Consider the following 14,352-nt stretch of genomic DNA (forward strand, 5'->3'; position numbering starts at 1 on the left):
GTACGCTCGCCGCGCTCGGGGTGAGCATTCTTGGGAGGACCTTTGACCAGCAAGCACGTCCGCCGCCGCATGCCCGGATCCGGGCAGCGCAGCACACTGACCGCCTTGATGGTCACCGTCCTGCTGGCTCTGACCAGCTCCTTGCTCACGGCAACGAGTGCGGTAGCGACGCCATCGGCGTCCTCTCCCGCATCGGCCGAAGCGGCGGCCCGACCCAAGCCGGCCGCCAAGACCACGGCCGCGTGCGGCGGAGCGCTCAGCTGGTACACGGTCGTCTCCTGTGCCGGAATCGAGGACGGGCAGGAGCACGCCTACACGCTGCCCAGCCTGGAGGCACCAGACCGGCTGCTGTTCCGGATGTCGGAAGAGAACCCGGATGCGCGGATCCTCGGCCACCTGACCGCTCCTGACGGCTCGCAGTGCCTGTTCGGTCCAGAGACGGAGGCACGCGAGTGCGCGGTCGGCGAAGCCGGGACGTACCGGATCACGATCGACAGCGACGGGCCGTCGGCCTACACGTTGTCGGTCGCCTCGATCCGCTCCTCGGCCTGTACGCCGTTGAGCCCGGCCGACCTGTCGCCGACGGCACCCGGTCGTACCGGTGACCTCGCGCCGACGATGGTCGGGGACTGCTACGAGTTCGCCGGCGCGACCGACGACATCGTGCAGATCGGCGGCGGTACCGAGATCGTCACGATCTACGACGCCGGCGGTGCCGAGGTCTGCGGCTCGAGGTTCTATCAGCCGACCAGTTGCACGATGACCGGCGCGGGGCCGTACCGCGCCTTCGTGCTGCAGCCGCGGGAGGGCCAGACCGCGTACACCTTGCGGCTGGCCAAGCTGAACGACGCGACCGGGTGCCCGGCACTCGCCGTTGCACCTTTCGGGACACCCGGTACCGCGTCCGTCAACGGCGCCCTGGCGCCCGAGGCGACGACCTGCCGATCGGTGACGCTGTCGGCCGGCCGGCATGCGATCCGGACGTACTCCGAGGCGGGTGGCTTCGGCGATCTGGTCACCTTCTCCTTGTACGACCACGCCGGGCAATCGCTGTGTGCCAATGCCACTGCCCGGGATTCCTGCGAGATTCCGGTCGACGGTAGCTATCTGCTGGAGATCGGCAACTATCGCGACCGGGCACTCACCTACGGGGCCTCGGTGATCGCGCTGCGGGACCTGCGTGGATGTGCGCCGGAGGTGGGCACCGACTGGAACCTCCCGGTGCTCACCAAGCCCAACACGGTCGCTCTCCAGCTCGACTGCCAGCCGATCAAGGCAACGACCGGAGACCGGCTGCTGATCCAGTCCGGGGATCCGGTCAGCGTCCGCGTCGTGGACCGGGACGGACTGGTCACCTGTGAGCGGTCCTGGGGTCAGCAGGAATGCGTCCTCGAAGGCACCGGGCCTTACCGGTTGCTGTCGACGGGGAACTCCGACAGCGGTGAGTACCAGCTGGACTTCGGCAGGCTCACGAATGCCAGTGGTTGTGCGCCGCTGGCGCTGACGAAGTTCGGAGTGGCGCCGCCCGCAGGTCCGGCCGGTAGCCGGTGCCGCGAGCTGACCGTGACGACTCCGGCCACGTACATGATCGAATCGGGGCTGACTCAGGGAGACGAGGTCACGCAGCGCAAGCCGGCGTACGGGACCGACGGGCTGCACGCCTGCGAGAATCTCGCCCGGTGCTCGCTGCCGGCCGGCCAGTACTTCGTCGTGACCCCGCAGACAGCGCGGATCGCCGCGTTCCCGGTCACCTCGACCGAAGGCTGTGTGCCGCAACCGGCTGATGCCTTCACGCCCGTGCGAGGCACTATGACCAGCTTCGCGCAGTTCGACTGTGTGCAGCTGAACGCGCCGGCTGGTGCGCTCCTGTTGCCGATCGAGCCGTCCGGTGCCGACCTGACCTCGGGAGTGGTGCTCGACGCGACAGGTGCGGAGCTCTGTCTGCGTGGGACGGACGACAACCCGTGCAAGCTGACCGGTACGGCGCCCTTCCGGGCGCTGCTCACGCCCCGGCAGAACCAGAACCCGTCCAGCTACGCCTTCACCATGCCGCGGATCGACGAGACGACCGGTTGTACGACGTTCCCGCAAGGGGACTTCACCACGCCCGGTGGCGTCTCACTGGCGTTGCGGCCGGATCGCTTCGCGGCCTGTCTGACCATTCCGGCCAGTGGGCACAGCGCGCAAGAGATCGTGCAGTTCAGCCGCACCGCCGGCGCGGGAACCGCACGGGTCTTCGTGCTGGACAGCGCCGGCCGGCAGCAGTGCGCCTCCTACCAGAGTGCGGACGAGCGCAGGTTCTGCCGATTCGATGCCGGCAGCGACTACCGGGCCTATGTGGTGGGATCCGACGCAACGTCGTCGTACCAGGCTGTGCGCCGCGATGTCACGGCTGGAGCGAAGGGGTGCGGCGCTATTGGCTCGACGGTGGTCGGGGCGACCGCTGCGAGCGGCACCATCGACCGGACACAGGTGCGCTGCTACAAGCTCACCGGCGCGACCACTGACAAGTTCCTGGTGAATACCCGCGACGCTACCGGCAACATCGGCGCGGTGGTCCTAGGCCCCGACGGGGAGGACGCCTGCCACGCCAGTGGTGGCGTGAACTGCGTGGCGACCGGGCTCACGTCGTACCAGGTGATCGTCCAGCAGGCCGGAGCTGTGGTTCCGGGAGCGGCCTACAAACTCGAGGCCTTCAAGGTCGCCACTGCGGCTGGGCCGGCAGCCGAGTGCACGAAGGTAGCCAACAGCGGGTACGGATTCGGGCCACTCACCGGAGAGCTGACGACCGCCAAGACTGCTACCTGTACGAGCTTCCCGATGGTCAGCAACAAGCAGTTGACCGGCCAGGCGGTGAATCTGGCCAGTGGCGGGCCTGAGCTGCTCGTCACGGGCATCGGGAGTGCCAACGGCGAGAACTGCAACTCGTTCGGCGATGGCCAAGGGGGCTTCAGCTGTTACGGCTGGAGCACGCCCAGCTGGAACCAGATCATCGTGCTGAGCCTTCCGGAGGACAAGTCGACATCGGTGAAGTACAGGCTCAGTGCCGGCTGCGAGATGCCCTTGTGCGGTGGTGCTGTCTTCGGGGTGATCGGCGTGACTCCGGCTACGGCGGCCGCTGGTACTACGGCGACGCTGACTGTGACGGGGAAGTCGCTGCACCTCAAGGACGTCGTGCGGTTGACTGCTTCGGGGTTGCCGGCGATTGCTGGGGTGGTCAAGACCGTGTCGGCTGATCGGACGAAGGCCACGGTGACGGTGAATCTGGCTGGTGCGGCTCCTGGGGTTCGGACGCTTGCTGTGGGGTCGTTTGCTGGGGAGACGGTGACGGTGGCCAAGGCGTTCACTGTTGGGGCCAAGGCGTTGGTGGTGACTGCTGCGCCGACTGTGGTTGGGCCTGTGCGGGTGGGGGCTGTGGTGAAGTCGACGCCGGGGAAGTGGTCGCCTGCGGCTACTTCATACCGCTACCAGTGGCGGAACGACGGTGCTGTCATCTCGGGTGCTACGGCGGCTACCTACACGCCGGTGGCGGCCGTGGTGGGGCACAAGTTGAGTATCACGGTTACTGCGTCGCGGGCGGGGTCTACGAGTGCGTCGGCCACGTCGGCTGGGGTAGTGGTGGCTGCTGGGCTGGCACCGGTGGCCAAGGTGTTGCCGGTGCTCAAGGGGACGGTAAAGGTGGGGAAGGCGCTCACTGTGTCTCCAGGGACTTGGGCGCCGGCGTGTACGTCGTACAGGTATCAGTGGTACTCGGCTGGCAAGGCGGTTGCTGGTGGTATCAAGTCGAGCCTGGTGCTGACCACTGCAATGGGCAAGAAGGCTGTGTACGCCGCTGTCACTTGTGGGCGGACTGGGCACGCGTCGGGGCGGGCTGTCACCAAGACGTACACGGTGGCTGCCTGACCCCGCCGGGGCTCCCGTCTACGATCACGGGGTGGAACTGGCGCTGAGTGGACGGTCCGGGGCGTTTGTGGACTTCTGGACCGAGCGGCATCTGTGTGTGCTCAGCACGGTGCGCGCGGACGGGACTGTCCACGCGACGCCGGTCGGGGTGACGCTGGATGTGAAGACGGGGATCGCGCGGGTGATCTGCTCAGGTACCTCACAGAAGGCTCGCTTGATCCGTGCGGCCGGCGCGGAGGGCGCTGCCGTCGCCGTCACCCAGGTCGACGGCCGGCGCTGGTCGACGCTGGAAGGCCGGGCGGTGGTCAACGCCGCCCCCGAAGCCGTCGCCGACGCAGTACGCCGGTACGCCGAGCGCTACAAGCAACCCCGCGAGAACCCACTCCGGGTAGCCGTCGAAATCACCATCACCAAGGTCCTCGGCAATGCCTGACCCCCTCACCGTCGTAGGCATCGGCGCCGACGGCTGGCCCGGCCTCTCCCCACTAGCCCAACAAGCCATCACAACAGCCGAAGTCCTCCTCGGCAGCACCCGCCAACTAGCCCTCATCCCCACCACCCCGGCCGCCGACCCATCCGCCACCACCCACCCGGGCGACGGCTCTAGCGCTGCTCGCCCGGGCGACGGCTCCGGCACCGCCCGCCCGGGCGATGGCTCCAGCTCCACCCGCCCGGGCGATGGCTCCAGCTCCACCCGCCGGGAGGGCGGGGCCCGAGTGCGCCCTCCTCTCTCCGCGAGCGGCGCCGAAGGCGCTGCGAGCGGCGGGCAGGTGCGGGTGGCGTGGACTTCGCCGTTGTCGGAGTCTTTGACTGGGTTGTTGGCGACCCATCGGGGGCGAAGGATTTGTGTGTTGGCTAGTGGGGATCCGACGTTTCATGGGATCGGGACGACGTTGACGCGGATGCTGGGGGCGGAGGCGGTGCGGGTGATTCCGCATCCGTCGAGTGTTTCGTTGGCTTGTGCTCGGTTGGGGTGGCCGCAGGATCAGGTGCAGGTGGTCAGCTTGGTCGGACATCCGCTGGAGCTGGTCCAGCCTCATGTTCAGCCGGGGCGCCGGCTCGTCATCTTGAGTTGGGGTGCGCAGACGCCGGCCGAGGTCGCGGAGTTGCTGGTCCAGCGCGGGTACGGCGGGAGCGCGTTCACGGTGCTCGAGCAGTTGGGGTCGGGGGACGAGCGCGTACGTAGTACCAGGGCAGACGAATGGAGCGGCGAGGTCGACGCGCTCAACGTCATCGGGGTGCTCTGCGAGGCGGACGACGGGGTGGAGTTGTTGTCGACGACGCCGGGGTTGCCTGATTCGGCGTACGAGAGTGACGGGCAGTTGACCAAGCGCGAGGTCCGCGCGGTGACGCTGTCGCGGCTGGCGCCCGTACCGGGGCAGCTGCTGTGGGATGTCGGCGGCGGCGCGGGCAGCATCGCGATCGAGTGGCTGCGACATCACCCGAGCTGCCGCGCGGTCGCGATCGAACAGGACCCCGACCGCGCCAAACGCCTCGACCGCAACGCCACAACGCTCGGAGTCGCCGTCCGCACCGTCGTCGGCTCCGCACCCACTGCCCTAGAAGGCCTCGAGGCACCCAACGCCGTCTTCGTTGGCGGCGGCGCCACTATCCCCGGAGTCATCGACACCTGCTGGGAGGCCCTACGCCCCGGCGGCCGGCTAGTCGTCAACGGCGTCACCCTGGAGACCGAGGCCCTGATCGCCCGCTGGTACGCCGAACTGGGCGGCGACCTGGTCCGCCTAGCGGTCCAACGAGCATCCGCCGTAGGCACCATGACCGGCTGGCGCCCCGCAATGCCCGTCACCATCTGGAGCCTCACCAAATGACAGTGCACTTCATCGGCGCGGGGCCAGGTGCCGCCGACCTGATCACCGTGCGGGGCCGCGATCTGATCGCCGCCTCACCGGTCTGCCTGTACGCCGGTGCGCTGGTCCCGCTCGAACTCCTCGACCACTGTCCGCCCGGCGCCCGCAAGGTCGACACGGCCGAGCTGAACCTCGACCAGATCATCGCGGAACTCACCACCGCCCACGAGTCCGGCGCCGACGTGGCCCGACTCCACTCCGGCGACCCCTCCGTCTTCAGCGCCATGGCCGAGCAGATGCGCCGGCTCGACGCCTTGGAGATCCCGTACGACGTGACGCCCGGCGTACCGGCGTACGCAGCAGCCGCCGCCTCCCTGGCCCGTGAACTCACAGTCCCCGAGGTCGGCCAAACCGTCATCCTCACCCGCATCGACGGCCGAGCCACCGCGATGCCACCCGGCGAAGACCTCGCCACCCTCGGCGCAAGCCAGGCGACCCTCGTCCTGCACCTGGCCGTCCAGCAGATCGACCGGGTCGTCGACGAACTGACCCCCAACTACGGCGCCGACTGCCCGGTCGCTGTAGTAGCCCGCGCCTCTCGCGACGACGAGGTCATTCTCCGCGGCACCCTCGCCGACATCGCCGCCCAGGTCCACGCCGCAGACATCCGCCGCACCGCCGTCATCCTCGTCGGCAAGGTGCTCGCAGCAACAGCTTTCCGCGACAGCCACCTCTACTCAACCACCCGACACCGTGCCTGACCACCACCACGCACGCCTGCTCCGGCCGGGCCTGCTCCCGCCGGGCCTGCTCCGGCCGCGCCCGCTCCGGGTGGGCTTGTTCCGATGAAGGTCTTGCTGCTCGGCGGTACTGGCGACGCGCGGCGGCTGGCGGACGTACTGGCGGCGGAGCATGACGTGGTGTCATCGCTGGCCGGGCGGACCGGGGAGGCGCGGTTGCCGGTGGGGGAGGTGCGGCAGGGCGGTTTTGGCGGGGTAGAGGGGCTCACCGCTTGGCTGGTCGAGCACCGGATCGAGGCGGTGGTCGATGCGACGCACCCCTTCGCCGCCACGATGACTGCCCACGCAATAGCAGCCACCAGCGCCCTCAACCTCCCCCTGCTTGTACTACGTCGCCCCGGCTGGCACGAGCAGCCCGGCGACATCTGGCACCGGACCCCCGACGCCGCGACCGCTGCAGCCGTCCTGCCCACGCTCGGCCAACGAGTCTTCCTCACCATCGGCCGCCAGGGCCTAGCCGCCTTCACCGACACCGGCCTATGGACCCTGGCCCGCTGCGTAGACCCGCCGGAGCCGCTCCCCACCTGGTGCGAGCTACTGCTGGATCGTGGGCCATACGAGTTGGCGGGCGAGCGAGAGCTATTGCAGTCGCGGCGGATCGACGTACTGGTCACCAAGAACAGCGGCGGCAACATGACCGCCGCCAAGCTGACAGCCGCCCGCGACCTGGGCATCCCAGTCGTACTGATCGAGCGTCCGCCCCTCCCCACGGGTGTCGCGACCGTGGAGACCGCAGCCGAGGTACAGGCCTGGCTGACCAGGTGATCAGCTGCGGTGAGCGGCGCCGGTAGATTGTCGTTTCATGGGAATCCAGATCGCGCCGAGCATCCTGACTGCCGACTTCGCCCACCTGGCTGACGAAGCCGCGGCGGTGTCGAACGCCGACTGGCTGCACGTGGACGTGATGGACAACCACTTCGTCCCGAACCTGACGCTGGGGCTGCCCATCGTCGAGTCGCTCGCCAAGGCCGCCGCGCAACCGCTCGACTGCCACCTGATGATCGAGGACCCGGACCGCTGGGCCCCCGGCTACGTCGAGGCCGGCGCGTCGAGCGTCACCTTCCACATCGAAGCCTGCCGCGCCCCGATCCGCACCGCCCGCGAGATTCGCGCCAAGGGCGCCCGCGCCGCGATGGCGCTCAAGCCCGCCACCCCGATCGAGCCCTACGAGGACATCCTCGCCGAGTTCGACATGATCCTGATCATGACGGTGGAGCCCGGCTTCGGCGGCCAGAAGTTCCTCGACGTCTGCGTCCCCAAGATCCGCCGCACCCGCGACCTGGCCGCCAAGCACGGCCTCGACCTCTGGATCGAGATCGACGGTGGCATCTCCACCGAAACCATCGAACGCTGCGCCGAAGCCGGCGCCGACGTCTTCGTAGCCGGCTCAGCCGTCTACAACGCCGACGACCCCAACACCATGGTCGAGAAACTCCGCACCCTCGCCACCGACGTCACCACCCACTGACCCCACATGCCGGCCGGTGAGCACGACACGGCGTGGGTCGAATCCATGGGCGGCCCGCTCATCGTCGTACCGGTGTCCGCGCTAGGCAGCTGGCGCGGCTCCACACTCCACGGGACGATCGCAGGCGACAGTTCCACCGTCGACGACTACGACCGCGCCTGCGGGGTCGACGAGTTGGCCGGTGTGATCGCAGTCGCCGATCACCAAGCGCTGGTGTTGGGGGACGAGCCCGCGACTACCTGCTACCTCGCCGAGTACATGGCCTTCGTACGGTGGCTAGGGGCCGATTCCGAGGCGGAGCTGTTCGAGGCGGCCAAGGCGCTGATCGTCGGCGAGGACACGGACTGGACCGATTGCGGTGTCTGGACGACGGACGGTCCTACGGTGCTGATGGACTCGGCCAACGCCGGAGCCGACCTCGGTGTTCCGTATGTGACCGGCGGCGTCCCGTCCGAGGCTCCCGTACTGCTGGCGGCCGGGCAGTGGCGGGTGAGCGCCGTCCATGTCACCGGAGACGTGGACCCGTGGGTAGGCGTGGTGCGACTTTCGACGGTCTGAGGGATCGGCTCGTCTACGATGCGAAGTGGTTGCCGGTGTCTAGCTGAGGAGTGCAGGGATGAGTGAGCACAAGCCGGTTGAGAGCTGGTTGACGGATATGGATGGGGTGCTCGTGCATGAGGAGCGGGCTATTCCGGGGGCGAGTGAGTTCATTGCGTCGTTGCAGGCTTCGGGGAAGAAGTTTTTGGTACTGACGAACAACTCGATCTTCACGCCGCGGGATCTGCGGGCCCGGTTGCTTGCCGGGGGCATCGATGTTCCGGAGCAGGCGATCTGGACCTCGGCGTTGGCGACGGCTCAGTTCCTCGACGACCAGCGGCCGGGCGGTACGGCGTATGTGATCGGTGAGGCCGGGTTGACGACGGCGCTGCACGAGGTCGGGTATGTGTTGACCGAGCGGGCGCCGGACTACGTCGTACTGGGGGAGACGCGGACGTACTCGTTCGAGGCGATCACCCGGGCGATCCGGCTGATTGCCGACGGGGCGCGGTTCCTGGCGACCAACCCGGATCCGACCGGGCCCTCGACCGAAGGGCCGTTGCCGGCCACCGGGTCGGTCGCAGCGCTGATCACGCGGGCGACCGGGGTCGCGCCGTACTTCGTCGGCAAGCCGAATCCGTTGATGATGCGCAGCGCCCTGAACCGGATCGAGGCGCACTCCGAGACCTCGGTGATGATCGGCGACCGGATGGACACCGACATCATCAGCGGCCTCGAAGCCGGCCTGCGCAGCATCCTCGTCCTGTCCGGCTCGACGGGCGAGCACGAGGTCGAGCGCTTCCCGTACCGTCCGACCCGCATCGTCGAGTCGATCGCAGACGTCGTACCGCTGATCGCCTCACTGTCCTAGCAAGGCACCAGCCGGAAGGTGTAGCCGCGTGCCTTGAGGGTCCGCAGGATAGTCGGGAGGGCGGCGACCGTCTGGCTTCGGTTGCCGCCGCCGTCGTGCAGCAGGATGGTCGAGCCGTTGCGGACCGACGACAGCACGCGTCGCGTGATGATGGACGTGCCCGGCCGGGACCAGTCCCGCGGATCCACGGTCCACAACCGGATCGTCTTGCCGAGGGCGGCCGCTCGTCGTCTGACGGTGGGGTTCACCCCGCCGTACGGCGGCCTGAGGCAGCGCGGTTGGACCTTGGTCTGCGCCCGGATGTAGCGATCCGCGCTCTGCACCTGCGACCGGAAAGTTGCCGCCGACACCTTTCGCAGATCCGGATGCGAATAGGTGTGGTTCTGGACGCTGTGACCTTGCAGGTGGACCTTGCGGGTGACGGACGGGTACTTCCGCACGTTCTGACCGATCTCGAAGAACGTCGCCTTCACCCCGTACCGCCGCAGGATCGCGAGGACCTGCGGCGTGTACGTCGGCCCCGGCCCATCGTCGAACGTGAGGTACACGTACTTCGCCGCCACCGCGCTCCGGGGAGCGGGCGCGGGCACCTGGGACCGGTACGCCGGCGTGATCCCCAGCACGGCGATCAGGCCGAAGGCCAGCAGCAAGTGGGTCATCCGACTGGACCAGGCAGCCATCCGAACCCCCAGGTGTGTGTAGCTCCACCATCCGCCGCCCGGCCGGGTTTGGCTATAGCACCTGCGAAAGGAACTGCTGCAACCGCGGCGACTCCGCCGCCGTGAACAGCTTCTCCGGTACGCCGGACTCGACCACGACCCCGCGATCCATGAACGCCACCTGGTCGGCCACCTGGCGAGCGAACCCCATCTCGTGAGTCACCACGATCATCGTCATCCCCGCCCCGGCGAGGTCGGCCATCAGCCCGAGGACCCCCTTCACCAGCTCAGGGTCAAGCGCCGAAGTCGCCTCGTCGAACAGCATCACCTCGGGCTTCATCGCCAGCGCGCGAGCGATCGCGACCCGTTGCTGCTGGCCGCCGGAGAGGTTGCCCGGCCGCGCCGACTCCTTCTCCTTCAGCCCGACCAGTTCGAGCTGCACCCGCGCTGCCTCGACCGCGCCGTCGGCGGTCAGCTTCTTGATCTTGCGCAGCGGCAGGGTGATGTTCTCCAGCACCGTCTTGTGCGGGAACAGGTTGAAGTGCTGGAACACCATCCCGATCCGCCGCCGCAACTCGTCCGGGTTGCTCCGCAGTACCGACTCACCGCCGAGCTTGATGTCGCCGGCCGCCGGCTCGAGCAGCCGGTTGGTTGCCCGTAGCAACGTCGACTTGCCGGAGCCGGACGGCCCGATCACGCAGGCGGTCTTCCCGGCCGGCACGGCGAGGTCGACTCCGCGCAGTACCTTGTTCTTGCCGAAGGCAAGCTCGATGCCGGTGAGCTCCAGGCTCGCCGCGGCCTCAACGAATGTCGGCATGGGCGAGCTCCTCGACCTCGAGATCGGCGGGACGGCCTTCACGCAGCCGCTTGTCGAAGTAGTTGACCAGGTGGGTCAACGGCACGGTGATGATCAGGTAGAAGATGCCGGCCAGCAGCAGTGGCGACAGGTTGCCGTTGGTCGCGGCGGCGTCCTGGCCGATCCGGAACAGCTCCCGCTGGCTGGCGAGCAGGCCCAGGAAGTACACCAGGCTCGATTCCTTGATCAAGGCGATGAACTGGTTCACCAGCGCGGGCAGCACCCGGCGAACGCCTTGCGGGATGACGACCAGCCACATGCCGGAGCTGTGGCTGAAGCCGAGCGCTCGCGCCGCCTCGAGCTGACCCTTCTCCACGCTCTGGATGCCGGAGCGGAAGATCTCGCCGATGTACGCCGCCGCGATCAGCGACAGCGCGAGGATTCCCAGCGGGTAAGGGTTCGGGCCCCACCAGTGCCGGGTGATCGGGGACAGTCCCTGGCCGATCAGCAGGATGGTGAGGATCGCCGGCAGGCCGCGGAAGATGTCCGTGTAGATCTTCGCCGGCCAGCGCAGCCACCATTTGCGGGACAGCCCCATCACCGCCACGATCATGCCGAGCACAGTGCCCAGCACGACCGAGGCGGCCGCGAAGATGAGGGTGTTGACCAGCCCGACCTTCAGCATCTCGGGCAGGACTGCCTTCATCGACCCCCAGTCGAGGAAGGTGTCGTTCAGGGTGGACCAGATGTCCATCAGCTAGCTGCGGGGGCGGTGAACTTGACGGTCCCGCTACCAGGCTTGAAGGTCGCCGGTACGGCGCGGCCGGGGTAGTACTGCTCGACGAGCTTGGTCCAGGTGCCGTCGGCGATGACCTCGTCGAGCGCCTTGTTGACCGCCTCGCGCAGCTTGTCGTTGCTCTTGGCCACGGCGAACGCGGTCGGCGCGGAACTGAGCTCCTTGGCGGCCAGGACGACCACACCACCGCCCTGCTCCTTGGCCATCTTCTCGCCGATCTCGGCGGGGGAGATCCAGGCGTCCGCGGTACCGGCCTTCAGCTGGCCGACGGCCGCGTTGTAGTTCGGGACGCGGACCGGGTTCAGGTTCTTCTGGGTCGCGTAGTCGTCCTGCACGGTGCCCTGGACGACGACCACGCGCTTGCCGTCGAGCTGGTCGAACTTCGTGATGCCGGAGCTCTTGGTGGTGTTCAGCCCGAGGTAGCCGAAGTCGTAGCCATTGCTGAAGGCAACCGTCTTCTTGCGCGCCTCGGTGATCGTGATCGACGAGCTGCCGAGGTCGAACTGGCCGCCGTTGACCTGCGAGAGCAGCGCCGAGAAGTCGGTCCCGACGAACTCGGGCTCGAGGTTCAGCTTCGCCGCGACCGCGGTGATCAGGTCGTTGTCGAAGCCGGTGAACTTGCCGTCCTTGACGTACACGTTCGGCGGCGCGTCGGTGAGCGTACCGATCCGCAGCGTGCCCTTCTGGAGCAGACCCAGATCGGGGCCGGAGGCATCGGACTTGTCATCACTACCACACGCGACGAGCGCGACCATCAGTGTGACGGCAGAACCGATGGCGGCAAGACGGCGGAAGGCGCTGGTGGCGCGCACAGGTGTCTCCTTAGAACAAGTTGATTGAGGCAACCGACCGTAACGCCGTCGCGCGGTGGCTCATTCCCAGCTGACACCCGGTGAGACGGCGGCGGAATGTCCACTTGGTTCGTGGTATTAGCGTCGCTCAGTGGGCGGAGCGGAGGGTGCGCATCTTGGCGCGGGCGCCGCAGCTGCTCATCGAGCACCATCGACGCCGACGGCCACGGCTGCTGTCGACGAACAGCAGAGTGCAGGCCGGGTCTTCGCACTCACGGATCGAATCCGACTCAGGACCGGACAGCAGCTCGATCCCGTCACGCGCGACGACAGCCAATACTTCGGAAGCGGATGGCTGGGGGTCGCTCCGCCGTAGGGCATCGGCGCGGATCTTGAGGGCCGGGGCGGGGGTTTCGCGGGCCGCCCATTCGTTGACCAGTTCGACGTCCGCTCGGCGGAGGGGGGCTCGGTCGAGGGTTGCCAGCGTCAACGTGTACAGGGCTTCCCGTAGTACGCGGGCTGCTTCCAGATCAGCCTCGTCGGTGGAGATCGACCCCAGGCCGGCCAGCTCCACCCAGCGCGTGAGGTCTTCCGGAGTACGGAGGCGTTCGAGCTGCTCCGTACTCCGCTTGCCGAGCGTACCGACGAAGTTGAGCGCGATCCGCCCGCCGACGAAGGGGAACGCGGCGGTCATCAGCTCGCCCGGGTGCGCGCGCTCGTCAGCTCGTACAGGATGTCGTTGATCGGAGTCGGCGTCCCCGTCGCGCGCCCGAGCCTGACGACAGCGCCGGTCCACGCCTCCAGTTCGGACGGCTTCCCGGCGTTGATGTCACGCTGCAACGAGGTCGTGCCCGCCTCGGGCAAGGTGTCGAGAAACGCGAGCGTGTTGTCGACGGCGTCGCCCGGCAGTTCGACGCCGGTTGCCTTCGCGACCTGCTTGATCTCGTTCATGCTGTCGACGATCAGGTGCCGGATGCCCGGGCGACTGCGCAGTACCCCGTACGGCGAATCGGCGAGCGTCGCGACCGCCCCGAACGATCCGAGCGCCAGAAACTTGCTCCAGAGCGCGACCCAGACATCAGCCGGAACGACCGCGGTCAGCCCCGCCTCCTGCAGCGCCTCCCGCAGCCGCTCGACCCGCTCGCTCCCTTGGTTGTCCCACTCGTTGAACGTGAGTTTGCCCAGCCCGCCGATATGCCGGACCCGCCCTGGCCCATCGAGAAACGCGACCACCTCGACCGCGCCCGGAAGCACCGACTCCCGCCCGACGACATCCGCCACCTGCTGCGGTGCCTCCACCCCGTTCTGCGTCGTCACCACCGCGGTATCCGGCCCCACCAGCGGCCCCAGCGAAGCAATCGCCCCTTCGAGCTGCCAGGTCTTCACCCCCAGCAGCACATAGTCGACCTCCCCGATCTCCGCCGGATCGTCCGTCGCCACCACCGTCTCCAGCGCGAAGTCACCCGCAACGCTCTCGACCGTCAGACCGCTCGTATGCAGGGCCGCCAGGTGCTCGCCGCGCGCGACAAACCGGACATCGTGCCCGGCCTGAGCCAGCCGCCCCCCGAAGTACCCACCGACGCCACCCGCACCCAGCACAGCCACCTTGATCGTCATACTCACGGATGTTACTGATCAAACCGGTAACAACAAGTGCCGGGTATCAGGATGTGACCCAGATCGTGGCGGGGTTTCCGGGCCGTGGCACACTCGTAGTACGAGTGAACCCACTCGCGTGCTCCGGGGTCGGTGTAATTCCGAGCCGGCGGTTATAGTCCGCGACCCGGTCGAAGCAACATCTCGGCCGGTTGACCTGGTGGAATTCCAGGACCGACGGTGAAAGTCCGGATGGGAGGCGCACGCGGTCGGCGGGTGCGCTCCGGCGTCCGAGCACGGCTGAAGCGAGCCGTTTTCGCAGGCGTC

General features: G+C 68.0%; 14 protein-coding genes and 1 riboswitch. Of the genes, 8 read left to right on the forward strand and 6 right to left on the reverse strand.

The genetic code is table 11. From position 1 onward, the window contains the following. Nucleotides 1-42 precede the first annotated feature (42 nt). The 8 genes from AB0M15_RS35555 to AB0M15_RS35590 all read left to right on the forward strand — a co-directional run bounded on the left by AB0M15_RS35555 (nt 43) and on the right by AB0M15_RS35590 (nt 9,387). On the forward strand, nt 43-3,903 hold the full coding sequence (locus AB0M15_RS35555) for a hypothetical protein (protein ID WP_363828842.1): 3,861 nt from the start codon (nt 43-45) through the stop codon (nt 3,901-3,903). A gap of 31 nt (nt 3,904-3,934) precedes the next feature. Then, nucleotides 3,935-4,336, forward strand: coding sequence for a TIGR03618 family F420-dependent PPOX class oxidoreductase (locus AB0M15_RS35560; RefSeq protein WP_363828845.1), 402 nt, complete (start codon nt 3,935-3,937; stop codon nt 4,334-4,336). Beyond that, nucleotides 4,329-5,732, forward strand: a complete 1,404-nt coding sequence (cbiE, locus tag AB0M15_RS35565; protein WP_363828848.1) for a precorrin-6y C5,15-methyltransferase (decarboxylating) subunit CbiE — start codon at nt 4,329-4,331, stop codon at nt 5,730-5,732. Before AB0M15_RS35560 ends, cbiE begins: the two co-directional genes overlap by 8 nt. Further along, the gene (gene cobM / locus AB0M15_RS35570; protein WP_363828853.1) at nt 5,729-6,472 is read left to right on the forward strand and encodes a precorrin-4 C(11)-methyltransferase; all 744 of its coding nucleotides are present in this window, start codon (nt 5,729-5,731) and stop codon (nt 6,470-6,472) included. Before cbiE ends, cobM begins: the two co-directional genes overlap by 4 nt. 84 nt (nt 6,473-6,556) lie before the next feature. Continuing rightward, nucleotides 6,557-7,276, forward strand: coding sequence for a cobalt-precorrin-6A reductase (locus tag AB0M15_RS35575; protein WP_363828858.1), 720 nt, complete (start codon nt 6,557-6,559; stop codon nt 7,274-7,276). 37 nt (nt 7,277-7,313) lie between these two features. Beyond that, a complete protein-coding gene (gene rpe, locus AB0M15_RS35580) occupies nt 7,314-7,979 on the forward strand; it encodes a ribulose-phosphate 3-epimerase (protein WP_363828861.1) in 666 nt (221 codons plus the stop codon). 6 nt (nt 7,980-7,985) lie between these two features. Beyond that, nucleotides 7,986-8,537: an Imm21 family immunity protein gene (locus AB0M15_RS35585; protein ID WP_363828864.1), complete on the forward strand. Its 552-nt coding sequence runs from the start codon at nt 7,986-7,988 to the stop codon at nt 8,535-8,537. A gap of 58 nt (nt 8,538-8,595) precedes the next feature. Continuing rightward, nucleotides 8,596-9,387, forward strand: a complete 792-nt coding sequence (locus AB0M15_RS35590) for an HAD-IIA family hydrolase (RefSeq protein WP_363828869.1) — start codon at nt 8,596-8,598, stop codon at nt 9,385-9,387. Here the strand turns inward: AB0M15_RS35590 and AB0M15_RS35595 are convergent. The 6 genes from AB0M15_RS35595 to AB0M15_RS35620 all read right to left on the reverse strand — a co-directional run bounded on the left by AB0M15_RS35595 (nt 9,384) and on the right by AB0M15_RS35620 (nt 14,046). Further along, nucleotides 9,384-10,046, reverse strand: coding sequence for a polysaccharide deacetylase family protein (locus tag AB0M15_RS35595; RefSeq protein ID WP_363828872.1), 663 nt, complete (start codon nt 10,044-10,046; stop codon nt 9,384-9,386). The two genes, AB0M15_RS35590 and AB0M15_RS35595, sit on opposite strands and share 4 nt — an antisense overlap. Before the next feature lie 73 nt (nt 10,047-10,119). Then, nucleotides 10,120-10,863 carry an amino acid ABC transporter ATP-binding protein gene (locus AB0M15_RS35600; protein ID WP_363828875.1) on the reverse strand — a complete coding sequence of 248 codons (744 nt, stop codon included), beginning with the start codon at nt 10,861-10,863 and terminating at the stop codon, nt 10,120-10,122. Next, complete coding sequence (locus AB0M15_RS35605) at nt 10,847-11,596, reverse strand: amino acid ABC transporter permease (RefSeq protein ID WP_363828878.1); 750 nt, start codon at nt 11,594-11,596, stop codon at nt 10,847-10,849. The genes AB0M15_RS35600 and AB0M15_RS35605 overlap by 17 nt, the downstream gene beginning before the upstream one ends. After that, a complete protein-coding gene (locus AB0M15_RS35610) occupies nt 11,596-12,450 on the reverse strand; it encodes an ABC transporter substrate-binding protein (protein ID WP_363828883.1) in 855 nt (284 codons plus the stop codon). The genes AB0M15_RS35605 and AB0M15_RS35610 overlap by 1 nt, the downstream gene beginning before the upstream one ends. A gap of 127 nt (nt 12,451-12,577) precedes the next feature. Then, entirely contained in the window at nt 12,578-13,123 is a 546-nt protein-coding gene (locus AB0M15_RS35615) for an ABATE domain-containing protein (RefSeq protein ID WP_363828886.1), read from the reverse strand. Further along, entirely contained in the window at nt 13,123-14,046 is a 924-nt protein-coding gene (locus AB0M15_RS35620; protein ID WP_363828889.1) for a 2-dehydropantoate 2-reductase, read from the reverse strand. Before AB0M15_RS35620 ends, AB0M15_RS35615 begins: the two co-directional genes overlap by 1 nt. Nucleotides 14,047-14,160: 114 nt before the next feature. Further along, nucleotides 14,161-14,294, forward strand: a riboswitch (FMN riboswitch). Nucleotides 14,295-14,352 lie beyond the last annotated feature (58 nt).

This window comes from Kribbella sp. NPDC051718, from assembly GCF_040681515.1.
In the GTDB taxonomy this organism is placed as follows: domain Bacteria; phylum Actinomycetota; class Actinomycetes; order Propionibacteriales; family Kribbellaceae; genus Kribbella.